This is a genomic window from Pandoraea sp. (assembly GCF_004297875.1).
Taxonomy (GTDB): Bacteria; Pseudomonadota; Gammaproteobacteria; order Burkholderiales; family Burkholderiaceae; genus Pandoraea.
The window spans coordinates 46144-69842 of the sequence record NZ_SCSK01000029.1; the positions used below are offsets into that span (position 1 = coordinate 46144).

The 23699-nt window shown below is 61.2% G+C and carries 23 protein-coding genes; 13 read left to right on the forward strand and 10 right to left on the reverse strand.

Annotation, left to right across the window (positions count from 1 at the left end; translation table 11 throughout):
• Nucleotides 1-1530 (reverse strand): 3-hydroxyacyl-CoA dehydrogenase, encoded by a 1530-nt coding sequence (locus EPN80_RS08405; protein WP_293025727.1) that lies wholly within the window; start codon nucleotides 1528-1530, stop codon nucleotides 1-3.
• A gap of 120 nt (nucleotides 1531-1650) precedes the next feature.
• On the opposite strand from EPN80_RS08405, the gene EPN80_RS08410 reads away from it, so the two are divergent.
• Nucleotides 1651-2298, forward strand: a complete 648-nt coding sequence (locus EPN80_RS08410) for a glutathione S-transferase (RefSeq protein WP_293025729.1) — start codon at nucleotides 1651-1653, stop codon at nucleotides 2296-2298.
• Here the strand turns inward: EPN80_RS08410 and EPN80_RS08415 are convergent.
• Together EPN80_RS08415 and EPN80_RS08420 are read right to left on the reverse strand one after the other, a co-directional pair.
• Nucleotides 2295-3458, reverse strand: a complete 1164-nt coding sequence (locus EPN80_RS08415; protein ID WP_293025731.1) for a pyridoxal phosphate-dependent aminotransferase — start codon at nucleotides 3456-3458, stop codon at nucleotides 2295-2297. The two genes, EPN80_RS08410 and EPN80_RS08415, sit on opposite strands and share 4 nt — an antisense overlap.
• 76 nt (nucleotides 3459-3534) lie before the next feature.
• The gene (locus EPN80_RS08420) at nucleotides 3535-4047 is read right to left on the reverse strand and encodes a putative toxin-antitoxin system toxin component, PIN family (RefSeq protein WP_293025806.1); all 513 of its coding nucleotides are present in this window, start codon (nucleotides 4045-4047) and stop codon (nucleotides 3535-3537) included.
• 134 nt (nucleotides 4048-4181) lie between these two features.
• Between EPN80_RS08420 and yaaA the strand changes: the two genes are divergently transcribed.
• Both yaaA and EPN80_RS08430 read left to right on the forward strand, forming a co-directional pair.
• Complete coding sequence (gene yaaA / locus EPN80_RS08425; RefSeq protein WP_293025733.1) at nucleotides 4182-4961, forward strand: peroxide stress protein YaaA; 780 nt, start codon at nucleotides 4182-4184, stop codon at nucleotides 4959-4961.
• A gap of 38 nt (nucleotides 4962-4999) precedes the next feature.
• Entirely contained in the window at nucleotides 5000-6148 is a 1149-nt protein-coding gene (locus EPN80_RS08430; RefSeq protein WP_293025735.1) for a M14-type cytosolic carboxypeptidase, read from the forward strand.
• Nucleotides 6149-6165: 17 nt separating this feature from the next.
• Here the strand turns inward: EPN80_RS08430 and EPN80_RS08435 are convergent, their stop codons facing one another.
• Nucleotides 6166-6729 (reverse strand): hypothetical protein, encoded by a 564-nt coding sequence (locus EPN80_RS08435; RefSeq protein WP_293025737.1) that lies wholly within the window; start codon nucleotides 6727-6729, stop codon nucleotides 6166-6168.
• Between the two features lie 264 nt (nucleotides 6730-6993).
• Between EPN80_RS08435 and EPN80_RS08440 the strand changes: the two genes are divergently transcribed.
• On the forward strand, nucleotides 6994-7665 hold the full coding sequence (locus EPN80_RS08440) for a methyltransferase domain-containing protein (protein WP_293025739.1): 672 nt from the start codon (nucleotides 6994-6996) through the stop codon (nucleotides 7663-7665).
• An 18-nt stretch (nucleotides 7666-7683) separates the two neighbouring features.
• On the opposite strand, the gene EPN80_RS08445 is transcribed toward EPN80_RS08440, so the two are convergent.
• From EPN80_RS08445 to EPN80_RS08470, 6 genes are all read right to left on the reverse strand, one after another.
• A complete protein-coding gene (locus EPN80_RS08445; protein ID WP_293025741.1) occupies nucleotides 7684-8880 on the reverse strand; it encodes a DUF2863 family protein in 1197 nt (398 codons plus the stop codon).
• A 77-nt stretch (nucleotides 8881-8957) separates the two neighbouring features.
• Nucleotides 8958-9404, reverse strand: coding sequence for a methylated-DNA--[protein]-cysteine S-methyltransferase (locus EPN80_RS08450; protein WP_293025743.1), 447 nt, complete (start codon nucleotides 9402-9404; stop codon nucleotides 8958-8960).
• Nucleotides 9405-9439: 35 nt separating this feature from the next.
• Complete coding sequence (locus EPN80_RS08455; protein ID WP_293025745.1) at nucleotides 9440-10891, reverse strand: AlkA N-terminal domain-containing protein; 1452 nt, start codon at nucleotides 10889-10891, stop codon at nucleotides 9440-9442.
• Between the two features lie 143 nt (nucleotides 10892-11034).
• Nucleotides 11035-13740 (reverse strand): aconitate hydratase AcnA, encoded by a 2706-nt coding sequence (acnA, locus tag EPN80_RS08460; protein WP_293025747.1) that lies wholly within the window; start codon nucleotides 13738-13740, stop codon nucleotides 11035-11037.
• Between the two features lie 299 nt (nucleotides 13741-14039).
• On the reverse strand, nucleotides 14040-14537 hold the full coding sequence (locus tag EPN80_RS08465; protein ID WP_293025749.1) for a hypothetical protein: 498 nt from the start codon (nucleotides 14535-14537) through the stop codon (nucleotides 14040-14042).
• Nucleotides 14538-14830: 293 nt separating this feature from the next.
• Nucleotides 14831-15814, reverse strand: a complete 984-nt coding sequence (locus EPN80_RS08470) for a malate dehydrogenase (protein ID WP_293025750.1) — start codon at nucleotides 15812-15814, stop codon at nucleotides 14831-14833.
• A 307-nt stretch (nucleotides 15815-16121) separates the two neighbouring features.
• Between EPN80_RS08470 and EPN80_RS08475 the strand changes: the two genes are divergently transcribed.
• The 9 genes from EPN80_RS08475 to EPN80_RS08515 all read left to right on the forward strand — a co-directional run bounded on the left by EPN80_RS08475 (nucleotide 16122) and on the right by EPN80_RS08515 (nucleotide 23688).
• The gene (locus EPN80_RS08475; RefSeq protein ID WP_366468553.1) at nucleotides 16122-16919 is read left to right on the forward strand and encodes a GntR family transcriptional regulator; all 798 of its coding nucleotides are present in this window, start codon (nucleotides 16122-16124) and stop codon (nucleotides 16917-16919) included.
• A gap of 131 nt (nucleotides 16920-17050) precedes the next feature.
• Entirely contained in the window at nucleotides 17051-17464 is a 414-nt protein-coding gene (sdhC, locus tag EPN80_RS08480; RefSeq protein ID WP_293025752.1) for a succinate dehydrogenase, cytochrome b556 subunit, read from the forward strand.
• Complete coding sequence (gene sdhD, locus EPN80_RS08485) at nucleotides 17461-17829, forward strand: succinate dehydrogenase, hydrophobic membrane anchor protein (RefSeq protein WP_047214373.1); 369 nt, start codon at nucleotides 17461-17463, stop codon at nucleotides 17827-17829. Before sdhC ends, sdhD begins: the two co-directional genes overlap by 4 nt.
• A 4-nt stretch (nucleotides 17830-17833) precedes the next feature.
• Nucleotides 17834-19609: a succinate dehydrogenase flavoprotein subunit gene (gene sdhA / locus EPN80_RS08490; protein WP_293025754.1), complete on the forward strand. Its 1776-nt coding sequence runs from the start codon at nucleotides 17834-17836 to the stop codon at nucleotides 19607-19609.
• Between the two features lie 18 nt (nucleotides 19610-19627).
• On the forward strand, nucleotides 19628-20332 hold the full coding sequence (locus EPN80_RS08495; protein WP_293025756.1) for a succinate dehydrogenase iron-sulfur subunit: 705 nt from the start codon (nucleotides 19628-19630) through the stop codon (nucleotides 20330-20332).
• A gap of 1 nt (nucleotide 20333) precedes the next feature.
• Nucleotides 20334-20606: a succinate dehydrogenase assembly factor 2 gene (locus EPN80_RS08500; RefSeq protein ID WP_293025758.1), complete on the forward strand. Its 273-nt coding sequence runs from the start codon at nucleotides 20334-20336 to the stop codon at nucleotides 20604-20606.
• Nucleotides 20607-20634: 28 nt separating this feature from the next.
• Nucleotides 20635-21936: a citrate synthase gene (gltA, locus tag EPN80_RS08505; RefSeq protein WP_293025760.1), complete on the forward strand. Its 1302-nt coding sequence runs from the start codon at nucleotides 20635-20637 to the stop codon at nucleotides 21934-21936.
• 160 nt (nucleotides 21937-22096) lie between these two features.
• Complete coding sequence (leuC, locus tag EPN80_RS08510; RefSeq protein ID WP_293025762.1) at nucleotides 22097-23506, forward strand: 3-isopropylmalate dehydratase large subunit; 1410 nt, start codon at nucleotides 22097-22099, stop codon at nucleotides 23504-23506.
• 53 nt (nucleotides 23507-23559) lie between these two features.
• Nucleotides 23560-23688 (forward strand): entericidin A/B family lipoprotein, encoded by a 129-nt coding sequence (locus EPN80_RS08515; RefSeq protein ID WP_293025764.1) that lies wholly within the window; start codon nucleotides 23560-23562, stop codon nucleotides 23686-23688.
• Nucleotides 23689-23699: the final 11 nt, after the last annotated feature.

Consider the following 23699-nt stretch of genomic DNA (forward strand, 5'->3'; position numbering starts at 1 on the left):
TCAGCTCTCTTCGGTCAGTAGCGAAACGCCGAGCTGCGCGCGGCGGGTCAACCAGGGCGACGGACGATAACGCGGGTCGCCATAGAAACTTTGCATATTGCGCAGGATCGTCACGATTTCGCGGGCGCCAAGTGCGTCGCCAAGCGTCAACGGACCGCGCGGATAGCCGAGCCCAAGCGTGACGGCCCGATCGATATCCTGTGCCGACGCAATCTGTTGTTGAGCGATATCGCAACCGATGTTGACGATCGTCGCCACCATGCGTTGCACGACGAATCCAGCCGAATCGCGAATCACGCTGACCGGCACGCCGTCTTTGGCCAGCAGCGCGTGGGCGGCGTCGCGCACGTCGGGGCGCGTAACCGGCGTCGTCATCAGCGTGCGGCGTTTGGCGTCCAGCAATGGAAACAGCGTGTCGAGCGCGACGGTTCGCTGCGCATCCAGTTGCTGTTCGACCGCACAGGTGGTGGCATCCTGGCCCAGCGGCGTGACGATGATAAGCGCATCGTCCGCAGGCCGCTCGCCTTGGTCAATGATGGCGCCAAGCTTGGTCAGCAACTGCATCGTTGCCTCGTGAGCGCGCGTATCGGCGCGACTGACCCAAACGCGTGCCGGCTGTGTGACGGGGGCCGGCGCCTCCGCCGGCACTTGCTGTTTGCCGTCGACATAGCGGTAGAAGCCTTCGCCCGCCTTGCGTCCGACCAGGCCGCCAGCGAGCCGTACCGCGGTGATCGGCGACGGACGGAAGCGCGCTTCCTCATAAAATTGATGATAGATGGACTCCATCACCGGATGAGAAACATCAAGTGCCGTGAGGTCGAGCAGCTCGAACGGGCCGAGCCGGAAGCCCGCCTGCTCACGCATGATGCGGTCGACCGTGGCGAAGTCCGCAATGCCCTCGCTGGCCACGCGCAGCCCCTCGGTATTCATGCCGCGGCCGGCGTGGTTGACGATGAATCCGGGCATATCCTTGGCACGCACGGGCGTATGGCCAAGCGTCCGGGTAAGCGTCATCAGGGCGTCGCCGACGGCGCGCCCGGTGCGAAGGCCATCGATGACTTCCACGACTTTCATCAGCGGCACGGGGTTGAAGAAGTGGTAGCCCGCGACTCGTTCAGGCTTGGCGCACGCGGCGGCAATCGCCGTAATCGACAACGACGACGTATTGGAGGCAAGGATGCAGTCCGGCGCAACAATGCTCTCCAGTTGCTTGAACAGTTCGCGCTTGACGTCAAGTCGCTCGACGATGGCCTCGATGACCAGTTGGCAACTGGCGAGATCGGCCAGTTGGGTGCATGGATGCAGGCGCTCGAGCGCGGCCTTGGCCTGTTCGGGGCTCACTTTGCCCTTGGTGGCCAGCTTGTCCAGGGTGTCTCGCAGGGCGCCCAGGGCAGCGTCGACGGCTGCCGGATTGGCGTCGTAAAGCTTCACGGTGAGCCCGGCTTGCGCGGCGATTTGGGCAATACCGCGCCCCATGGCGCCGGTGCCGACGAGCCCCAGCGTTTGAATGGCTGTAGAGGGAGAACTCATGATATGCGACTGCGGAGGAGGTTAGAATCGGTCAATTGTTTGATTCTATCGTGGCTGGCTCGGCCCGTGGTCGGTGTTTCCACCCTGCGGAACGGCCTGCGCCTTTCTCCTGGAGACAACATGCTTAAACTGTGCGGCTTTGCCCTGAGCAACTACTACAACAAAGTGAAGATGGTGCTGCTCGAGAAGGGTGTGCCATTCGAAGAGTCATTTGCCTATCCGAGTCAGGATGAGGCATTCCTGGCCCGCTCGCCGCTTGGCAAGGTGCCGTTTTTCGAGACGGCGCACGGCACGCTATGCGAATCCCAGCCGATGATCGAATATCTTGAGGCGCTCCACCCGGAGCCGCCGATGTATTCGCGCGACGCCTTTGCTGCCGGCAAGCAGCGCGAGCTGATTGTCTTTCTCGAACTTCATTTGGAGCTGGTGGCACGCGAGCTTTATCCGCAGGCGTTCTTTGGCGGCACGCTGAGCGAGAGCGCCCAGGCACGCGTGCACAAGCGCCTCGAACGCCACATCAGCGCCTTCCGCCAGGTAGCCAGATTCGACCCGTATTTGGCGGGGGAAGAATTCAGCGCGGCCGACTGCGCGGCATTCGTGCATTTGCCCGTGATTGGCTTGGCAACCCAGCAGATCTACGGCAGCGATATGCTGATCGATCACGGCATCGACTGGAAGGGGTACGTCAAGTTGATCGGCGAGCGGCCCTCGGCCCAGCGCGTGACAGCTGATCGCAAGGCTTATCTTGCGCAGCACGCCAAGCACTAGATCCTGGCGAGCCGGGCCAGCGCTTGCTCGAGTGTGGCGTCCTGCTTGGCGAAACAGAAGCGGACCACGCCGGATTCGTGCGGCGCATGGTGGAACGCCGACACCGGAATGGCGGCGACACCGATTTCGGTAGTCAGCCACGCGGCGAATTCGGCCTCGGTCTGACTGCTGATCGCGCTGTAGTCGACGCACTGGAAATAAGTGCCTTCGCACGGCAGCAGCTTGAAGCGCGTGTTGGCCAGACCCGCACGAAACAGGTCCCGCTTTCTCTGGTAAAAGGCCGGCAGGTCGATGTAGGGGGCGGGGTCTTCCATGTAACGCGCCAGACCGTGCTGCATCGGCGTGTTCACCGTAAATACATTGAACTGATGGACTTTGCGGAATTCGGCGCTCAATGGCACCGGCGCCGCAACGTAGCCAACTTTCCAGCCGGTCACGTGATAGGTCTTGCCGAAGCTCGACACGACAAAGCTGCGCCGGGCCAGCTCGGGATGACGCAGCACGCTCTCGTGACGTTGCCCGTCGTAGACCATGTGTTCGTAGACCTCATCGGACAACAGGAGGATGTCGGTGTCGCGCACCAGATCGGCGAGCTGTTGCATGTCGCCGGCATGCCAGACGGTGCCGCTCGGGTTATGCGGCGTATTGAGCAAAATGAGTCGGGTGCGCGGCGTGATGGCTGCCGCAAGGCGATCGAACGGAATGCGGTAGCCGGGCGCATCGAGCGTGATGAAAACCGGCTTGCCGCCAGCGAGCTCGATCGACGGGACGTAGCTGTCATAGGTGGGTTCGAAAACGATCACCTCGTCGCCGGGATGCACGGAACAAAGAATTGCCGTGAACAGCGCCTGCGTGGCGCCGGCGGTAATGGTGATTTCCTGCCCCCAATCAAGTTGAGCGCCATACAGAGCCTGAATCTTGGCGGCGATGGCTTGACGCAGGGCGGGGACCCCAGCCATCGGTGGATACTGGTTGTGGCCTTCTCGCATGGCGTCCGCGACTGCGTCCGGAAGGCGGCTATCGCAGTCGAAATCGGGGAATCCCTGCCCCAGATTGACCGCGCCCCGTTCCGTTGCCAACGCCGACATCACGGTGAAGATCGTGGTGCCGACGTTGGGCAGGCGCGAAGCAATTTGAGGCAGGTCAAGGGCGGCGTTCATGGTCACGGGCGGCAGGACGTAAGCGGTCGATGGGCAATGAGCGCCGTCGAGTCGGCGGCGCGAACTTCGGGCTATTTTACTCTGGCCCGTGCGGTGACGTGGGCGGCGCCGAGAGCCGTGAGAAAGTTGCCGCGGTCACGATCTGGAAACCGAAGTCGCGGGCAATGCGCGGCTTGAGCCTGAGCAGTGCCTTGTCTTTGCTGATCAACCAGTGGGCTGTGCCGTCGCGGGCGAGTTCGAGGAATTTCTGATCGTCCGGGTCGCGGCACTGCGGCAAAACGCGGGGTGCGGCGCCGTCCGCCGGCGCGTCGAGCAGTCGCGTGTGACGATCCACCCAGGCGAGCGCCTGTGCAATGTCGACAGCGCGAGCGGCGAATTGCGGATAGGCGAGCACATGCGCGAGTTCGTCGCGGCAAGGTGTGCTGATGATGGCATCAAGCGCGCCACCCAGCAAGGCGTCGCGAATCGCGCGGCTATCCTGGTCGTCGAATACGAGAATATCGATCCAGACGTTCGAATCGATCACGCAGCGTGCACGGGCGGGCAGTGTGCGGGCGTATTCCTGCAGACGCAATAATTCCGCCGGCATGGGCGGAGCAAAGATCATGGGCATTGGCTAAAATGCGGGTCGGAAATGAACGGCGTTGCCGCGGTGGCTCCACATAAACCGTGCTGCCGTGGCATTGCGCAGTCAAGCAACAGAAACGAGAAAAATTCGCTCCCATGATAATCGTTCTATCGCCGGCCAAGTCGCTGGATTTCGACACGCCGCCTCACACCGCCCGCCACACACTGCCGCAATTCATCCCCCAGGCACACGAATTGATCGAAACGCTGCGCACGCTTGGGCCGGCTCAAGTGGCGAAACTGATGAATATTTCGGATCCGCTGGCAGCCCTCAACGTCCAGCGTTATGCCGACTGGTCGCCGCAATTCAGTCCGCAAAACGCCAAGCAGGCGATCCTGGCATTCAATGGCGATGTGTATGAGGGGCTCGACGCGAAGTCGATGACGGACAAGCAGATCGAATTCGCGCAGCGACATGTGCGAATTCTGTCCGGACTATATGGTCTGCTGCGCCCGCTCGATTTGCTGCAGCCGTATCGCCTGGAAATGGGTACGCGTCTGCACAATGCCAAAGGCCGTGACCTGTATGCGTATTGGGACGAACAGATTACCCAGGCGCTCAACGCACAGTTGGCCGAAGAGCCGGTCAAAAGTCGTGTGCTGGTGAATTTGGCGTCGGAAGAGTACTTCAAATCCGTCAGGCGCCGCCTGGTGCAGGCGCCGATCATTACGCCGGTGTTCGAGGATTGGAAGAACGGCAAATACAAGATCATCAGCTTCTACGCCAAGCGCGCGCGCGGCCTGATGGCGCGCTATGCCGTCAAGCATGGCGTGCGCGACGTGCAGCGCCTGAGGCAGTTCGACAGCGAGGGGTACGCTTTTGCAGAAGACGCATCAACCGACGCGATCTGGGTATTTCGGCGTAAGCTGGCGTAAAGCGCGGGCCTCGCGCGCAATCGTGGGAATGACCTGACATGACACTGAAAATCAGCCAGCACTTCGACGCGGGCGCGATCGAAGTCATTACCTGCCGGCAAGCCGACGATATTCACGTGCGCATTCGCAAGGACTCGCACGCGACGTTTGCCCAATGGTTCTATTTTCGCTTGCAGGGTGCTGTAGGGCAGGTCTGTCGTATTCACTTCGATAACGCCGCACAATGCACTTTTGCAGAGGGTTGGCGCGATTATCGTGCAGTCGCGTCGTATGACCGGGTCAATTGGTTTCGCGTGCCGACGACGTTCGATGGGCAGGTGATGGTGATCGAACACTGCCCGGCGCACGATAGCGTGTATTACGCCTATTTCGAGCCGTACAGCGAGGAACGCCATCTGGCGCTGGTCGGTACTGCGCAAAATTCGCCGCTGGTGCGGGTGACCGATCTCGGCAATTCGGTCGATGGCCGGGATATCAGCCTATTGACGATTGGCACAGCCGGTCCGGCGAAGCAGAAAATCTGGGTGATTGCGCGACAGCATCCGGGCGAGACGATGGCCGAGTGGTTCGTCGAGGGCATGCTGCGCCGCCTGATCGGCGCCGGCGATTGGGCCGGCGATTCGGTCGCTCGCGCATTGCTCGAGCATGCCGTATTCCACGTGGTGCCGAATATGAACCCCGACGGCGCGGCGCGGGGCAATCTGCGGACCAATGCCGCTGGCGCCAATCTCAATCGCGAGTGGCTGGCTCCCGACCCGGTGCGCAGCCCCGAAGTGTGGCATGTGCGTGAGGCGATCCATGCAGCCGGCTGCGATATGTTCTTCGATATCCACGGCGACGAGGCGTTGCCCTATGTCTTCGTCGCCGGCAACGAAATGTTGCCTGGATTTACGCCGACGCAGGAAGCGGCGCAGCGATCGTTCATCGAGCACTTCAAGCAGGCCAGCCCGGATTTTCAGGATCAGTACGGTTATGCGGCAGGCAAATACCAGGAAGAGGCGCTCAAGCTGGCCTCCAAATATATGTCGCACCGATTCGGTTGCCTCTCGCTGACGCTGGAAATGCCGTTCAAGGACAACGCCAATCTGCCTGATGCGCGGGTCGGCTGGAGCGGCGCGCGCAGCGCCGCGCTCGGCGCTGCGATGCTCGAGGCGATTTGCCGTCAGGTCATGGCCGTGCGGGATTGAGCCCGTGCCTGCGGCGCTCAGTTGGTGCCGGACTTGTGAGCGGGCGGCGCATGGTGCTTGCTCGAAGTGGTGCGCCGGGTCGTGTGCGTGGTGCTCGCTTTTCGGTGAGTCGTTTTGGCGTGAGTGACTTTCTTCGTGGCCCGATGGTGGACCACGCGGTGATGCGCGTACCGGCGGTGATAGACCGGCTTGTGGCGGTAATGATGTACCGGCTCGACCTGCGGCAGCGGCGCCTTGTATGTGAACGCCATTAGCTGGCCTTCGTTGTAACCGCAGCGAATGTGAATCGGATCTTCCTTGCCGGAGGGGCGGTGGCCCAGCGCGTCAATGGTGACCACCGTCGATACGTTGATGCGCTGTTTGCGATCGTCGAACGGTTTTTGCCACGGCTCGATGTGCGCATGATCGGTGTCGAGCGCGGCGGGCGGATAGACCACGCTGTCGTAGCCCGGTGCGGTGGACACCACGAAGCTGGCGTGGGCGGCGCAATCGGCGATCAATGGGTTGGCGTGGCGTTCGGTTTCGAACTGCTTCACGAGCTGGTCGTGTTGGTCGATGAGTTGATCGGCATGCGCGCTCATGGGCGCAATAGCAAGCGGCAGGACGAGCCCGGCATAGGCCCATCGAATCAAGCTCTTCAGGGATCTTGACAGAATTCGGGATGACATCGGTATTCTTCGGCGAGGGAAATTGCGAAGGCTGGCAAGCCCCGTTGCAGTCCGTGCATCTTACCCGAACTGAGCTGCCCGGGGCATTGCGGGCCATGGATGGATCGTTTTTCCGGCTAGCCGGTGCGTGTCGGTTCTAAAATACAGCCCATTTTTATCTCAAAGGTAAGGTCGTCGATGTTTGCAAATTCGCGCCCGGTCAGCAGTGAACAAGTGGGGGCGCACGAGCGGCTTGTCACGCTGTTGGAGCGTCATCGACGCGCGGTGTTCCGCAAACCGCTGGCGTCATACAGCGTAATGGCATTCGAGCAGGCGATGCAGGCCTGGCGTGGTGCCGGCGAACCCGCACTGATTCTCGACGCCGGGTGCGGCGTCGGTGAGAGTACCCTGCATCTGGCAACACGCTATCCGGACCATTTCGTCGTCGGCGTCGATCAATCGGCGCATCGACTACAGCGCGGTAAAGATTGGTGGCGCGATCCCTGGCCCGAAAATTTTATATGGATACGAGCCGATCTGGTTGATTTTTGGCGGCAATTGGCACTGGCGCAGGTGCCGCTGGCGCGCCACTATATCCTGTACCCGAACCCGTGGCCGAAGCTCGGGCAACTCGCGCGACGCTGGCATGGTCATGCGGTGTTCCCGACCGTTGCCGCTTTGGGGGGCGTGCTGGAGTGTCGCAGCAACTGGTCGGTGTATATCGAGGAGTTCGCGTTCGCGCTGCAGTTGCTCAATGGGCGCACGCCGGTGATCGAGCTCTGGCGGCCGTCGTCACCGATCACGCCATTCGAGCGCAAGTACCTGGCCTCCGGGCACGCATTGCATCGCTGCGTCGACAGCGGCGTCTGACGCGCAGCGGCACGGCGCTCAGTGGAATTGCGGTGGGGTCGGCTCGGCGTCGTCGGGCATCTCGGCATGCACGATCTCGCCAAGCGGGTCCGGATAGAGCGGTACACCGCAATCGTCGCAATATTCGGGATCGAAGCAGCCCGGATGCTTGCGGATGTCGGTAATGCCGCATTCCTTGAGCAAATTCAACACCTCGTCGAGCAGGCCGTTTTCGGCCTCGCCGCTCTCGCGGCCATAGAGCGGCCACACCACGCCGTAGATCACATCGTTGCTGCCGCGCGTGGTAAAGCCGATGCGGTACTCGTCGATCCGCTCCTCGCCGAAACCTGCGACGACCGCGCGCAGCTCGGCAGGCGTGAGCGAGAGCACGTCCTCCAGATAGCGCAGCGCGGTACGAATCGTATGCGGGCGGATGCGTTCGTCAGCTTCGCGGCAACTCGCATAGTAAGCGTCCGGCAGCAGGCATTCGAATTCGCAGGCGGGCAGCAGCGCCGCCAGATTGGGGCCGCCTTGCTGTGCCCACATTTCCTGGCACTGACCGCGCTCGGCACGATGACCGCCGTCTTCCTGCCAGCGGAACGTCGCCGTGCCCGCCGGCACGGCGACGGCGGCCAGCAGGAAGCGGGGGTCGGCGAGGATGGGAGCGGTCTCCGGCAGCTCGCCCAGATTAAGGCGCGGCGGGTCCCCTTGCAGCGCCGCTTGCGAGAGCAATTGCGTCAGACGCCAGGTCTCGCAGTGAGTGCGGGGCAACTGGTCGATGCTGTAGATGTATGGAGCGAGCGCCACACGCGTCTCGCCTGCCAGTACATGGGCCTGCAGATGCGCCTTCAAGGTGTCAAGCACATCCTCCTTGATCGGGCCGGAAGGTATCACATAGCGCGTCCAGGCCAGCACTGGTATGGCGATCAGCAGGGCATCCCACCGCGAGGCGGCGTCGGGCGCGCCGGAGTCCGTTGTCAAGTGAGCGGACTCGCTCTGAGATTCGAGCAAATCGGCAAGCGCGCCGTAGGCATCGCTGTGATTCTGCTGCAGATGATCGAGCGCAGCGTCGAGCGCGTTTTGATTGCCGGTGCGCAGCAGGCGGGTGAGCAACTCGTCGAGTTGTCCCTCCCAAAAGCGGTCCTCCATGCGGCTTCCCGAGGCGGCGAGCGCCAGGGAAAAGCCCACCAGCTTTTCGGCGTCGGGAGTCAGGCGTTTGGCGTTACGAGAGCGCATAGGTCGAGCGGTCCAAAGATGGAAAACTTTTCATTGTAGTCCATCTGCGTCCCGGTATGCCTTTGCCGTCAAACGAACTATGCCTGATGAATCCCCTCCAGGCACAGCAGTGCGCGCTTGCGCTGCAGCCCGCCCGCGTAACCGGTGAGGCTGCCGCCGGCACCCAGCACGCGATGGCAAGGCACGATCACGGATAGGGGGTTGCGGCCGGTGGCGCTACCCACGGCCCGGGCGTGGCGAGCACTGCCCAATTGCCGGGCAAGGTCTCCATAGGAGACAGTCACACCATACGGAATCGCCGCCAGCAATTGCCATACGCGGCGTTGGAAGGCAGTGCCGCGCGGGTTGACCGGGACAGTGAAACGGCGTCGCTGGCCTCGAAAAAACTCATCGAGTTCTTCTCGCGCCTGTCGCATGACCGGCAGGTCGGCATCCGTGCGCCAGTGCGGAGCGACCCGCGGGATGTACTTTTGATCCATAAAGTAGGCGCCGCACAAATGGCTTTCGTCGGACACGAGCAGCATATCGCCAAGGGGCGTGGGAGTGGACGCGCAATAGATCATACCGCCGTGGTCTCTTCCTGGTGTTGTTGCCAGGCATGCAGGGCGGCATAGGCGCGCCAGGGTGCCCATTGTTCGGCGTGGATGCCAAGAGCTTTGGCGTTGGCCAGGCCAAAATGCCTTTGCAGGACGAGGTCGCCCGCCGGAAAGGCATCGGGCCAACCCAGTCCGCGCATCGCGATGTACTGTGCGGTCCAGTCGCCGATGCCGCGAATGGATCGCAATGCGGCTACTGTCTCGTCGAGCGGCGCCAGCGGTTCGATGCGCAAGGCGCCGGTAGCGACGGCCTGCGTCACCGCCATGACGGTGGCCGTACGCGCCTGGGTCAGGCCGATGGCCTGGATCTCGTTGTCTGGTGCCGCCAACAGTGCGGCAGCGCTCGGGAACAGGTGCGTCAGGCCGGCTGGCGCCGCCGCGAGCGGCTCGCCGAAGCGTTCGACCAAACGGGTTAGCAGGCAGCGCGCGCCTGCCACGGAAATCTGCTGGCCGATAATCGCGCGCAGCGCGATCTCGAAACCATCGACCGTACCCGGCACGCGCATGCCGGGCAGGCGCTGCGATATCGGGCCCAGATGGCGATCGATCACGTCGGGCCGACAGGCGAGATCGAACAGACGCCGGATCTTGCCGAGCGCCTGCGGCACGGCACCGGCGAGCGTGGCCGGCAGCGTTACTTTGAGCGCGTGGCGGCGAGGGGAGTTTTCGACTGCAAGCCAGCCGCAATAGTGCTGTTCCCCGACCGTGAGCGCCAGCGTGCGGCGGTAGATTCGCTGGTCGACGCACTCGATCGGAGCGATGGCGCGGGCCGCCAGAAAGTCCAGCAGGGCGTCCCAGGCGAACGGCGGACGATAGGCCAATTCGAATGTCATGGTATCGGATTGGACGGTCGCCGTGCTGCGCTGGCGCAGACGGCTGGGCGCGAAGCCGTAGTGTTGCTTGAATAGGCTGTTGAAGCGGCGAATGCTGCCGAACCCGGCCGCCAGAGCAACTTCCGTCACCGGCAACGCGGTGTCGCTGAGCAGGCGCTTGGCCAGCAATCGTCGCTGTGTTTGGGCGTATTCGATTGGGGAGACGCCGAACTCGGCGTTGAAGATGCGCCGCAAATGGCGCTCGGTGATCCCGATCCGACTGGCGAGTTGCGGTATGCAGGCCTGGTTGAGAAAGCCATCGTCGATCAGCAGTGCCGCGGCCTGCGCGAGGCGACTTGCTGCATCGAAGATGCCATGACCAGGCGCCAATTCGGGGCGGCATCGCAAACACGGCCGAAAGCCGCTTTTTTCCGCCGCCGCGGCGCTGGGAAAGAAGTGGCAATTTTCGAATTGAGGGGTGCGCACCGCGCAAACGGGACGGCAATAGATGCCCGTCGAGGAGACGCCAACGAAGAACCAGCCGTCGAAGCGGCGATCATGTGCGGCGACGGCTTTGTAACAAGTGGCCCGATCGAGTTTCATGGAAACACTGTACGCCGCTCGCCAGCCCATTTCTAGCCGGATTCGGACATGATATTCGGGCCCCCAGGCCCGAAAAGGAACAAGGGCCAGCCTTGTTACGGCTGGCCCTTTGGGTCATGCGGAGCAGATTTATCGGGGCGGACTCAGGCCACCAGCAACTGACGCAGAACGAACGGCAGGATGCCGCCGTGCTTGTAGTAATCGACTTCGATCGGCGTGTCGATGCGCAGCAGCAGCGCAACGCGGTGGGTTTCTCCGTTCTTGCGATGGATGACCAGCGTCACGTCCTGTTGCGGCTTGAGGTCGCTGCTGAGCCCTTCGATGTCATAGGTCTCGGTACCAGTGATGCCAAGCGAATCGACGCTGTCGTCGCCCTTGAACTGCAGCGGCAGCACGCCCATGCCAACCAGGTTGGAGCGATGAATCCGCTCGAAGCTGCGTGCCACCACGGCCTTAACGCCGAGCAACTGCGTGCCCTTGGCGGCCCAGTCACGAGAACTGCCGGTGCCGTATTCCTCGCCGCCGAAGATGACGGTCGGTGTATTGCTGCCGACGTATTTCATCGCGGCGTCGTAAATCGACATCTGCTCGCCGCTGGGCTGGTGGATCGTCAGACCGCCCTCGACGCGCGAACCGTCTGCGGTCGGCGGGATCATCAGGTTCTTGATGCGCACGTTGGCGAACGTGCCGCGCATCATGACTTCGTGATTGCCGCGGCGCGAACCATAGCTGTTGAAGTCGGTTTTCAACACGCCGTTCTCCAGCAGCCACTTGCCGGCGGGGGACGTTTCCTTGATGGAGCCGGCCGGGCTGATGTGGTCGGTCGTCACGGAGTCACCGAACACGCCCAGCGCACGCGCGCCCTTGATCGGCGCGATATCGTCGCTCGGCTCCATCTCGAAGCCTTCGAAGAACGGCGGCTCGGCGATGTAGGTCGAACTCGGCCAATCGTAAACCTGGCCGCTCGAGCCCTTGATCTTGGCCCACAACGGGCTCGGCTTCTTGACTTCCTCGTAGTTCGTCTTGAACGTTTTGGCATTCATGGCGAACTTGAGCAGCTTGTGGACTTCATCGCTGGTCGGCCAAATGTCGCCCAGATAGATATCCTTGCCGCCCTTGCCCTTGCCGACCGGCTCGGTCATCAGGTCGCGAGTGACGTTGCCGGCGATCGCGTAGGCCACCACCAGCGGTGGCGAGGCCAGGAAGTTGGCGCGAATGTTCGGGTGGATGCGCGCCTCGAAGTTGCGGTTGCCGGAGAGCACCGCAGCGGCAACGATGTCGTTCTTCGTGATCGCCTCGTTGAATTCGGGCAGCAGATCGCCCGCGTTGCCGATACAGGTCGTGCAGCCGTACGCGGTGACGCCAAAGCCGAGTTTCTCCAGGTACGGCAACAGGCCGGCTGCTTCCAGGTATTTCGTCACCACGCGGCTGCCGGGGGCGAGCGAGGTCTTGATGTGCGGCGCGACTTTCAAGCCGGCTTCGACCGCTTTCTTGGCCAGCAGGCCGGCGGCCAGCAACACGCTCGGATTCGATGTGTTGGTGCAGGACGTGATGGCGGCGATCAGCACATCGCCGCTCTTCAGGTCGATGCCGTTGGCCGCCTTATAGGTTTGCGCGAGGTCGGCCGGGTTTTTGTTGAAGCCGTTTTCGGCGACCGGCTTGCTGAACAGGTCGGTGAACGTCTGCTTGACGTTGGTGATCTCGATGCGGTCTTGCGGACGTTTCGGGCCGGCCAGCGACGGTGCGACCGTGCCGAGGTCGAGTGTGACCACCTTGGTGTAATCGATTTGGCCCGCCTTGGGAATACCGAACAGCTTCTGGGCCTTGAAATAGGCTTCGAAGGCGGCGATCTCGGCTTTGGTGCGGCCGGTACCCTCGAAGTATTCGATGGTTTTCTCGTCGACCGGGAAGAAGCCCATCGTCGCACCGTATTCGGGCGCCATATTGCCGATCGTGGCGCGGTCGGGCAGCGCGAGGCTGGCCGTGCCTTCGCCGAAGAATTCGACGAATTTACCGACGACTTTCTCGCGACGCAGCATCTCGGTGATCGTCAGCACCAGGTCGGTGGCGGTCACGCCTTCGCGCAGCCGGCCTTTGAGTTCGACGCCGACGACGTCGGGCGTCAGGAAGTAGACCGGTTGGCCCAGCATGCCGGCCTCGGCTTCGATACCGCCCACGCCCCAGCCGACCACGCCGATGCCATTGATCATGGTGGTGTGACTATCGGTGCCCACCAGCGTGTCGGGGTAGTAGACGCCGTCCTTTTTGTGCACGCCACGTGCCAGGTATTCAAGGTTGACCTGGTGGACGATACCGAAACCGGGTTGCACGACGCCGAACGTGTCGAACGCCTGCATGCCCCACTTCATGAATTGGTAACGCTCGTTATTGCGCTGGAATTCGATCTTCATGTTCAGATCGAGCGCTTTTTTCTCGCGGAAATGATCGATTTGCACGGAGTGATCGACCACCAGGTCCACGGGCACCAGAGGTTCGATCCGCTTCGGGTTCTTGCCCATGCGATCGGCCACGTTGCGCATGGCGGCGAGGTCGGCCAGCAGCGGCACGCCGGTGAAGTCCTGCAGCACCACGCGCGCCACCACGAACGGAATTTCGTCGACCCGATTGGCCGTCGGCTTCCAGTTGGCAAGCTGCTTGACGTGTTCTTCGGTCACCTTTTTGCCGTCACAGTTGCGCAACACCGACTCCAGCACGATACGGATGGACACCGGCAGGCGCGAGACGTCGACGCCCAGGGCCTTGCCCAGCTGCGGCAGAGAATAAAACTGACCTTTCTTCTTGCCGCCGATATCGAACTCTTTGAGTGTTTTGTGGAGGTTATGGGCCATGATCTTTCCTTGAATGAACCAGAAAAACGAAGCGGTTTTAAAGTGTAGTGGTTTAATGAATCGTTCAATCGATGGGCCGGCGACATCGCCAGCCAGTCTCCGCAAGCCCTCGAAGACCAGGTCGACCCCGCCGGCAGAACATTCGTCTCGTCAGTCTGTCTTGCCGCACGTCTGCGCCGGCCGGTCGCCCGATAACGCCCCGGCTTGACGCGCGGGCCGGTCGCACCAGAGGCCCACCGGGGGCGACGAAGCGGGGCGGCAGCGCGGCAGGAGCGTACATGGGGCGAGGTGGCCGTCAGTTACTTGCCTGCCTTGAGCAGGATGCTGGACTGCGTGGGCGCAGCGATGTTTTCGTGGGCCATCGCGCTGGTCTTGCAATCATCGGCAATGCGCTCGCCGGATTTGTCGCTGAAAAGCATGCCCTTGTCAGGGATGACAACCAGATCCATGCCGCTGGCGACATCGTGGAACCGATCGGCGCCGGTGGTGGTTTGCTGGCGCGGCAACTTGTAGTTCTTGCCGTCCCAGTGCATCGTCAGCACCGCGTCGCGCTTCATGTTGCCGGCAATGTACATCGTTTGATGGTCCGCGCATTGCCAGGTTTCGGCTCCCTCGGGAATCGGCTGCGCTGCAGGGGCGACGGCGACTTTCTTGGCTTTGCGGTAGACCTTTTTCTTATAGTGGTGATAGGGGCTAAGGGGGTGGTGGGACGTCGTGTTGCTCGTCGCTGCCTGCGCGATCTGCAGCGCGGAAACCGAGAACATCGCCAGTATGGCCGACATGCACAACTTCTTCATTTCAACTCTCCAAGTGTCAGGGAACGCAACGCGCAAATTATCGTATGAACTGTGCGCGCACCGGTGGTTGAATACAAAATATTTCACTTTTGGTGACCCGGCGCAGCGTATCGCGAAAGGGAGAGCCAATCCTTTGGGCAAAAAGCCAAATAACTTTTGCCAACAGCGCCATGCGGAAACGGCGATTTCGTGTTCACTTGCTTTTTGCCAAAAGGACTCGATAAAACGCCGGTGCCTGACGCACCGGCGGCGCCGACGCGCCAATCCGGGCGCCGGCGTGTCGTCACAATGAATTACGGCAGCAGGTGCTTGACGCCCTCGCGTTCTTCGAGCAATTCCTGAAGCGTGCCATCCATCTTCTCGCGCGAGAATGCGTCGATTTCCAGGCCGCTCACGCGAGTGTATTGGCCATTGGCGCAAATCACCGGCACGCCGTAGATGACGTCTTCCGGGATGCCGTAGGAGCCGTCGGACGGAATGCCCATCGTGACCCATTTGCCGTTGCTGCCCAGCACCCAGTCATGCACGTGGTCGATGGCGGCATTGGCCGCCGATGCCGCCGACGAGAGGCCGCGCGCTTCGATGATGGCTGCGCCACGCTTGCCCACGGTCGGAATGAACACGTCGCGGTTCCAGGCGTCGTCGTTGATCATGGCCTTCACGCTTTGGCCGCCAATCGTGGCAAAACGGTAGTCGGGGTACATGGTCGGGGAGTGGTTGCCCCAGACCGCGAGCTTTTCGATGTCGGCGACCGCCTTGCCCGTTTTGGCGGCGATTTGCGACAGGGCGCGGTTGTGATCCAGGCGCAGCATCGCGGTGAAATTTTCCTTCGGCAGGTTGGGCGCCGATTTCATCGCGATATAGGCGTTGGTGTTGGCCGGATTGCCGACTACCAGGATCTTGACGCTGCGCTTGGCGACCTCGTTGAGGGCGCGGCCCTGCACCGTGAAGATTTCCGCGTTGGCCGTCAACAGGTCCTTGCGCTCCATGCCCTTGCTGCGGGGGCGGGCGCCGACCAGCAATGCCACGTCGATATCCTTGAAGGCGACTTTGGGATCGTCGGTCACGACCACGCCTTGCAGCAACGGAAACGCGCAGTCTTCCAGCTCCATGACGACACCCTTGACAGCGGCTTGTGCCTGCGGCAAGTCGAGCAATTGCAGGATGACGGGCTGATCCTTGCCCAGCATGTCGCCATTGGCGATGCGGAACAGAAGGGAATAGCCGATTTGACCGGCGGCGCCGGTAACGGCAACGCGCATTGCGGGTTTTGCCATGAGAATTCTCCAGACGTAACGAAATACCTGCGAAGTCGTGTCATGCGCCAGCGGTGGCAAGCCTCGCGGCTCCTGGCTGGCAGCCACACTCCGTGAAAATGGGGTTGGAATGACGGGGTGGCACACCTCTGAAAGTGCGCTTGCGACACGATACTCCGTATGCGGCCGCGCTTCCAGCCCCTTTTGCCCGCGCCAGTGTAGGAGTGGGGCAGAGGAATGTCAACAATATCTTATGTCTTATATAAGACATAAGATTATTGCTGTTTTTGAATAGACGCGACCCGTCGTTTTGTGGTCAAATTCGGGCATGAACGCGAATGCCAGGGACACGAATCAAGGCGCCGCCAGCGATGCCGAGCAACGGCAGGAGTTGACGCGCGAGGGCTCCTCGCCGACATTCAGTCCGTTATACCAGCAAATCAAGGCACTGATCACGCAGAGCCTGCAAACCGGCGAGTGGCGCCCGGGTGAAATCATTCCCAGCGAGATCGAGTTGGCAAGCCGCTTCAAGGTGAGCCAGGGGACTGTGCGCAAGGCCATCGATGATCTGGCTGCGGAGAATTTGCTGGTTCGGCGGCAGGGGCGAGGCACGTTTGTTGCTACGCACCATGAGGACGTCGTACAGTTCCGCTTCCTGCGCCTGGTGCCGGACAGTGGCGAGCAGGAGCATCCGCCCAGCCGCCTGATCGAGTGCCGCCGATTGCGCGCTCCCGCCGAGATCGCCCGACAACTCAATTTGCGCGCTGGCGACAGCGTGATCCTCATTCGCCGTGCGCTCGATTTTTCGGATGCGCCAACCGTGCTCGACGAAATCTGGTTGCCCGGAGTGCTGTTTCGCGGGCTCACGGCAGAGCGCCTGAACGATTACAAGGGCCCGATGTACGGATTGTTCGAAACCGAATTCGGGACACGCATGATCCGCGCAGTTGAGAAAATCCGGGCGGTGGCCGCAGATGAGGCCACGGCGGCGTTGCTGAAGGTGCCGGTCGGATTTCCCCTGTTGAATGTCGAGAGGGTTTCCTACACTTATGGAGACCGGCCGGTGGAAGTGCGTCGCGGATGGTATGTCACCACGCGGCACTATTATGAGAACGAATTGAGTTGAGGCGGTGTTCCTGACGCCAGCTCATCGTGCTGGGCGGCGCTATACCGGCAGGGCTGTGCCGGGGTGCGTTGGTGCAACGCACTAAAAACAGCGCTAGAATCTTGGGCTGACGTAACTACATGGGGTCTAGTATGGCTGAAGTCGTAAAAAAAGAGAGGCCAGTTTATCGGAATATCGGTATTGGGCAGATTGTGTCTTATCGACTTCCGCCGGCTGGCATCGTGTCCATTCTGCATCGCATCAGCGGTGCGTTGATGTTTCTTCTCTTACCGTTTGTCCTCTATCTGTTTGAGCAAAGTCTCACGTCGGAAATCAGTTTCCTGACCTTCAAATCCGTCGTCTCAAATGGATTTGTCAAACTTGTTCTCATTGTTCTCTCCTGGGGTTTCCTGCATCACTTGCTGGCCGGCGTGCGCCACTTGCGCATGGACACGAATCACGACCTCGTGACCAAGGAACGCGGTCGCAGCTCGGCTCTGGTGGTGCTCGTGCTTTCGTTGCTGCTCACCGCGGCAATCGCCCTCAAACTGTTTGGAGCGTTCTGATGGCCAACAACAATATCGGTTCCAAGCGTTTGGTGGTGGGGGCGCATTACGGCCTTCGCGATTGGCTTGCGCAGCGCGTGACGGCATGCGTCATGGCCATCTACACGGTAATTCTTCTGGTGTGGTTCTTTACCGCGAAGGACTTTTCGTACGATGGCTGGGCCGGCATTTTCGCCAACCAGTGGATGAAACTGGCGACCTTCGTCACGTTGCTTTCCTTGTTCTACCACGCTTGGGTCGGCGTGCGCGACATCTGGATGGATTACGTCAAACCGGTCGGTGTGCGCCTGGTTCTGCAAGTGCTGACGATTGTCTGGTTGCTGGCGTGTGCCGGCTATGCCGCACAGATTCTCTGGAGAGTTTAAAAGCATGGTTGCAATAAAAAATTCCCTGCCGCGCCGCCGTTTTGACGTCGTCATCGTCGGCGCCGGCGGCTCCGGCATGCGCGCATCGCTGCAGTTGGCCAAGGCCGGCCTGTCGGTTGCGGTGTTGTCCAAGGTGTTCCCGACACGCTCGCACACGGTGGCCGCGCAAGGTGGTATCGGTGCGTCGCTGGGGAACATGAGCGAAGACAACTGGCACTTCCATTTCTACGACACCATCAAGGGCTCCGATTGGCTGGGCGACCAGGACGCGATCGAGTTCATGTGCCGTGAAGCGCCGCACGCCGTCTACGAACTGGAACATTTCGGTATGCCGTTCGACCGTAACCCCGACGGCACGATCTATCAGCGCCCCTTCGGCGGGCACACCGCGAACTACGGCGAAAAGCCGGTGCAGCGCGCCTGCGCTGCGGCCGACCGTACCGGCCACGCTTTGCTGCATACGTTGTACCAGCAAAATGTCCGCGCCAAGACGCATTTCTTCGTCGAGTGGATGGCGCTCGACCTGATTCGCGACCAGCACGGCGATGTGCTGGGTGTTTCGGCGCTCGAACTTGAAACCGGCGAAGTGCATATTCTCGAAGCCAAGTGCACGCTGTTCGCGACCGGCGGCGCCGGGCGCGTCTACGCCGCTTCGACCAATGCCTATATCAATACCGGCGACGGCCTTGGGATGGCTGCGCGCGCCGGGGTGCCGCTCGAAGACATGGAGTTCTGGCAGTTCCACCCCACCGGCGTGGCTGGCGCCGGCGTGCTGATCACCGAGGGTGTGCGCGGCGAAGGCGGCATTCTGCGCAACTCCAACGGCGAGCGTTTCATGGAGCGTTATGCGCCGACCCTGAAGGATCTGGCCCCGCGTGACTTCGTGTCGCGCTCGATGGATCAGGAAATCAAGGAAGGCCGTGGCTGTGGTCCGAATGGCGACTACGTGCTGCTGGACCTGTCGCACATCGGCGCGGAAACCATTCTGAAGCGCCTGCCGTCGATTCGTGAAATTTCCCTTAAGTTCGCCAACGTCGACTGCATCAAGGAGCCGATTCCGGTGGTGCCGACGATCCACTATCAAATGGGCGGCATTCCGACCAACTACCACGGGCAGGTGGTTGGCACCGCAAACGGAACGAGTGCGCCGATCAACGGTTTTTATGCAGTGGGCGAATGCTCCTGCGTGTCGGTGCACGGCGCCAATCGCCTGGGCACCAATTCGCTGCTTGATCTGGTGGTGTTTGGCCGTTCCGCGGGCGATCACATTATCGACTTCGTCAAGAGCGCCGGCGAGCACAAGCCGCTGCCGGCCGACGCCGCCGACCGTGCCCTGGAGCGGCTGGCAAGACTCGACGCTTCTTCCTCCGGCGAATATGCGCAGGACGTCGCGAACGATATCCGCAAGACCATGCAAACTCACGCTGGCGTGTTCCGCACCTCGGAGCTGCTTGCCGAGGGCGTGCAGCAGATCAAGGACGTGGCCGAGCGCGTGCAGCACATTCATCTGAAGGATAAGTCGAAGGTGTTCAACACCGCGCGGATGGAAGCGCTCGAAGTGGCCAACCTGATCGAGGTCGCCAAGGCCACCATGGTCGCAGCGGAGGCGCGCAAGGAAAGTCGCGGCGCCCACGCGCACCGTGATTATCCCGACCGCGACGACGAGAACTGGCTGCGTCACTCGCTGTGGTACAGCGATGACAACCGACTCGAATACAAGCCGGTGCAGATGAAGCCGCTGACGGTCGACTCCGTGCCGCCGAAGGCTCGGACGTTCTAAGGAATAGGGACTCGCAATATGAGCAAACGTACTTTCGAGATTTACCGATACGATCCGGATAAGGATGCAGCGCCTTACATGCAGACCTACGAGGTCGAGCTGGATGGCCATGAACGCATGCTGCTCGATGCCCTGGGCAAACTGAAGAAGATTGACGAGGGTATCGCGTTTCGCCGTTCGTGCCGTGAAGGCGTGTGTGGCTCCGACGCGATGAACATCAACGGCAAGAACGGCTTGGCCTGCCAGACCAACATGAACGATCTGCCGCAGAAAATCGTGCTCAAGCCGCTGCCTGGGCTGCCGGTGATCCGCGATCTCATCGTTGATATGACGCACTTCTTCAATCAGTATCATTCGATCAAGCCGTACCTTGTCAACGACGAGCCGCCGCCCGAGAAGGAGCGTTTGCAGTCGCCGCAGGAGCGCGATGAGCTCGACGGCCTGTACGAATGCATTCTGTGCGCGAGCTGTTCGACGTCGTGCCCGAGCTTCTGGTGGAATCCCGACAAATTCGTCGGTCCGGCCGGGTTGCTGCAGGCCTACCGCTTCATTGCCGACAGCCGCGATCGCGCCACGGGTGAACGGCTGGACAACCTTGAAGACCCGTATCGCCTGTTCCGTTGCCATACGATCATGAACTGCGTGGACGTTTGCCCGAAGGGACTGAACCCCACCAAGGCCATCGGCAAGATCAAAGAGCTGATGGTGCGTCGCACGATCTGATATGGAAGCCAACACCCATCAGGCCGATCCGATCAAACGCGCGCGCCTGCGGTGGCGGGCGCGCCGCGGCCTGCTAGAAAACGATCTGATTCTGGAGCGTTTCTTCGCCAAGCACGAAGCGTCGCTCTCGGACCAGGACGTTGGCGCTTTGACCAAGCTGTTCGATTTGAGCGACAACGATCTGATGGATCTGCTGTTGGCCCGCAAGGAGCCGGATGCCGATCTGGATGGGCCGGATGTGCGCCATGTGCTGGCGCTGCTGCGCTCCGTATAGGATTTCGACTTATTTTTGAGGATACGATATGACTCCGTCTGAAGTTAAAGCCACCCTATCATTCTCCGACGGCTCGCCGAGCGTCGAAATGCCGATCTATCAGGGTACGATGGGCCCGGATGTCATCGATATCCGCAAGCTGTACGGCCAGACAGGCAAGTTCACTTATGACCCGGGGTTCATGTCGACGGCGGCTTGCAATTCCGAAATCACCTATATCGACGGCGACAAGGGCGAATTGCTGTATCGCGGCTACCCGATCGAGCAACTTGCGCAGACGTGCGATTTCCTGGAGACCTCCTACCTGCTGCTCAAGGGCGAGCTGCCGAACGTCGCCCAGAAAAAGGAGTTCGTCAATACGGTCACGCGTCACACGTTGGTGCATGAACAGATGCAGTTCTTTTTCCGCGGCTTCCGTCGTGATGCGCATCCGATGGCCATTCTCGTGGCCGCTGTCGGTGCGTTGTCGGCGTTCTATCACGACTCGCTGGATATCAACAATCCCAACCATCGTGAAGTTTCGGCCATTCGCCTGATCGCCAAGCTGCCGACGCTGGTGGCGATGGCCTACAAGTACAGCGTGGGGCAGCCATTCGCCTATCCGCGCAACGATCTGTCATACAGCGCCAACTTCATGCGGATGATGTTCGCCAATCCGTGCGAAGACTACAAAGTCAACGACGTCCTGGTGCGCGCTCTTGACCGCATCCTGATTTTGCACGCCGATCACGAGCAGAATGCATCGACCTCGACGGTGCGTCTGTCGGGTTCGTCGGGTGCCAACCCGTTCGCCTGTATCGCTGCAGGCATTGCCTGCCTGTGGGGCCCCGCTCACGGCGGCGCGAACGAGGCTGCGCTGAACATGCTCGAGCAGATCGGTTCGCCCGACAAGATTCCCGACTTCATCAAGCAAGTGAAGGACAAGAATTCGGGCGTCAAGCTGATGGGATTCGGCCATCGTGTCTACAAGAATTACGACCCGCGTGCCAAGTTGATGCGCGAAACCTGCCACGAAGTGCTCGAAGAGCTCGGCCTGCACGACGACCCGTTGTTCAAGCTTGCCATGCAGCTTGAGAAAATTGCTCTCGAGGACGAATACTTCGTATCGCGCAAACTGTACCCGAACGTCGATTTCTACTCGGGTATCGTGCAGCGCGCGCTGGGCATTCCGACCTCGATGTTCACCTGCATTTTCGCGATGGCCCGCACGGTAGGCTGGATCGCCCAATGGAACGAGATGATTTCGGAAACGGACCAGAAGATCGGCCGTCCGCGTCAATTGTTCGTCGGCGCGACCAAACGCGACGTGCCCGCGATCGACAAGCGCTGAGCAGCGTTCGGAGCGGCCCGACAGGGTCCGCCCGAGCGCTCCGAACCCCCGGTGGCTGGTGCAAATGCGCGCTGGCGCCGGGGGTTTTTTATGCCGCAACCGCTTTTGCGCTATGGCATAATGAAAAGTTCATAAAACGATTTTGCCCGGCTCTGCGATCATGGCTAAGACGCTGTACGACAAATTGTGGGATGCTCATGTGGTCCATACCGAAGAGGATGGCACCGCCTTGCTTTATATCGATCGTCAATTGCTGCATGAGGTCACCAGCCCGCAAGCTTTCAAAGGGCTGAAGCTGGCCGGCCGGCCGGTTTGGCGCATCAGTGCGAATCTGGCGGTGTCGGATCATAACGTGCCCACCACCGATCGCTCCGATGGTATTGCGGACCCTGTCTCGCGGCTACAGGTCGAGACGCTCGATCACAATTGCGACGACTATGGCATCACGCAGTTCAAGATGAACGATCTGCGCCAGGGCATCGTTCATGTCATCGGACCGGAGCAGGGCGCCACTCTGCCGGGCATGACAGTCGTATGCGGCGATTCCCATACGTCGACTCACGGCGCATTCGGCGCACTGGCATTTGGCATCGGAACTTCCGAAGTCGAGCATGTCCTGGCGACCCAAACCTTGCTGATGAAGAAGAGCAAGAACATGCTGGTCAAGGTCGAGGGACAGTTGCCGCGAGGTTGCTCAGCCAAGGACATCGTGCTGGCGGTCATCGGCCGCATCGGTACGGCCGGCGGCACCGGACACACCATCGAATTCGCTGGCTCGGCGATTCGCGCCCTGTCGATGGAAGGCCGCATGACGGTTTGCAATATGGCGATCGAGGCGGGAGCCCGTGCCGGCCTGGTCGCCGTCGACGACACGACCGTGGCCTATGTGAAGGGGCGGCCGTTTGCGCCGCAGGGACCGGAATTCGGACAGGCGCAAGCTTACTGGCGTACCCTGCATTCCGATCCGGGGGCGCATTTCGATCATGTCGTCGAAATCGATGCTGCCCAGATTCGCCCGCAAGTCACCTGGGGCACCTCTCCCGAGATGGTCGTCAGCATCGAGGATCGCGTTCCCGATCCCGAGCGCGAGAAAGACGCCGCCAAGCGCAGCGCAATGGAGCGCGCCCTGACGTACATGGGGCTCGAACCGAATACGCCGCTGCAAGACGTCGCGATCGATAAGGTTTTTATCGGCTCGTGCACCAATTCACGCATTGAAGACATCCGGGCCGCTGCCTGGGTCGTGAAGAAGCTCGGCAAGCGTGTCGCGGCGAATGTGCGTCTCGCCCTGGTCGTGCCGGGCTCGGGGCTCGTCAAGGAGCAGGCCGAGCATGAGGGGCTCGACCAGATCTTCAAGGCGGCGGGGTTCGAGTGGCGCGAAGCGGGATGCTCGATGTGCCTGGCCATGAACGCTGACCGCCTCGAGCCGGGTGAGCGCTGCGCCTCCACGTCCAACCGGAATTTCGAGGGACGGCAGGGAGCCGGCGGGCGCACTCATTTGGTGAGCCCAGCGATGGCTGCCGCAGCGGCCATCGAAGGGCATTTCGTCGATATTCGCCGCCTGGTTTGACCGAATGCCGCTCGGCGTTGCGTTTGGCGACGCCTACCCTACAAGGAGAAATCATGAAAAAGTTTTTTTTGCTGGCAATGGCGTTGATGAGCGTGATGCTGGCGGGGTGCAATACGGTGGCTGGCCTCGGTAAAGATACGGCGGCGGCCGGACATGCCATTGAAAACGCGGCCCAGAAGTAAATCGCACGCCT

What these genes read in the sequence shown, in the direction of transcription:
- EPN80_RS08445 (WP_293025741.1), bottom strand. Translation starts at nt 8,880, where the DNA reads ATGCGCTCTCGTAACGCCAAACGCCTGACTCCCGACGCCGAAAAGCTG.
- EPN80_RS08515 (WP_293025764.1), top strand. Translation starts at nt 23,560, where the DNA reads ATGAAAAAGTTTTTTTTGCTGGCAATGGCGTTGATGAGCGTGATGCTG.
- gltA (WP_293025760.1), top strand. Translation starts at nt 20,635, where the DNA reads ATGACTCCGTCTGAAGTTAAAGCCACCCTATCATTCTCCGACGGCTCG.
- EPN80_RS08435 (WP_293025737.1), bottom strand. Translation starts at nt 6,729, where the DNA reads ATGAGCGCGCATGCCGATCAACTCATCGACCAACACGACCAGCTCGTG.
- yaaA (WP_293025733.1), top strand. Translation starts at nt 4,182, where the DNA reads ATGATAATCGTTCTATCGCCGGCCAAGTCGCTGGATTTCGACACGCCG.
- EPN80_RS08470 (WP_293025750.1), bottom strand. Translation starts at nt 15,814, where the DNA reads ATGGCAAAACCCGCAATGCGCGTTGCCGTTACCGGCGCCGCCGGTCAA.
- EPN80_RS08410 (WP_293025729.1), top strand. Translation starts at nt 1,651, where the DNA reads ATGCTTAAACTGTGCGGCTTTGCCCTGAGCAACTACTACAACAAAGTG.
- sdhC (WP_293025752.1), top strand. Translation starts at nt 17,051, where the DNA reads ATGGCTGAAGTCGTAAAAAAAGAGAGGCCAGTTTATCGGAATATCGGT.
- EPN80_RS08495 (WP_293025756.1), top strand. Translation starts at nt 19,628, where the DNA reads ATGAGCAAACGTACTTTCGAGATTTACCGATACGATCCGGATAAGGAT.
- EPN80_RS08440 (WP_293025739.1), top strand. Translation starts at nt 6,994, where the DNA reads ATGTTTGCAAATTCGCGCCCGGTCAGCAGTGAACAAGTGGGGGCGCAC.
- EPN80_RS08420 (WP_293025806.1), bottom strand. Translation starts at nt 4,047, where the DNA reads ATGCCGGCGGAATTATTGCGTCTGCAGGAATACGCCCGCACACTGCCC.
- sdhA (WP_293025754.1), top strand. Translation starts at nt 17,834, where the DNA reads ATGGTTGCAATAAAAAATTCCCTGCCGCGCCGCCGTTTTGACGTCGTC.
- EPN80_RS08405 (WP_293025727.1), bottom strand. Translation starts at nt 1,530, where the DNA reads ATGAGTTCTCCCTCTACAGCCATTCAAACGCTGGGGCTCGTCGGCACC.
- EPN80_RS08415 (WP_293025731.1), bottom strand. Translation starts at nt 3,458, where the DNA reads ATGAACGCCGCCCTTGACCTGCCTCAAATTGCTTCGCGCCTGCCCAAC.
- EPN80_RS08450 (WP_293025743.1), bottom strand. Translation starts at nt 9,404, where the DNA reads ATGCTGCTCGTGTCCGACGAAAGCCATTTGTGCGGCGCCTACTTTATG.
- EPN80_RS08475 (WP_366468553.1), top strand. Translation starts at nt 16,122, where the DNA reads ATGAACGCGAATGCCAGGGACACGAATCAAGGCGCCGCCAGCGATGCC.
- acnA (WP_293025747.1), bottom strand. Translation starts at nt 13,740, where the DNA reads ATGGCCCATAACCTCCACAAAACACTCAAAGAGTTCGATATCGGCGGC.
- EPN80_RS08500 (WP_293025758.1), top strand. Translation starts at nt 20,334, where the DNA reads ATGGAAGCCAACACCCATCAGGCCGATCCGATCAAACGCGCGCGCCTG.
- leuC (WP_293025762.1), top strand. Translation starts at nt 22,097, where the DNA reads ATGGCTAAGACGCTGTACGACAAATTGTGGGATGCTCATGTGGTCCAT.
- EPN80_RS08465 (WP_293025749.1), bottom strand. Translation starts at nt 14,537, where the DNA reads ATGAAGAAGTTGTGCATGTCGGCCATACTGGCGATGTTCTCGGTTTCC.
- EPN80_RS08430 (WP_293025735.1), top strand. Translation starts at nt 5,000, where the DNA reads ATGACACTGAAAATCAGCCAGCACTTCGACGCGGGCGCGATCGAAGTC.
- EPN80_RS08455 (WP_293025745.1), bottom strand. Translation starts at nt 10,891, where the DNA reads ATGAAACTCGATCGGGCCACTTGTTACAAAGCCGTCGCCGCACATGAT.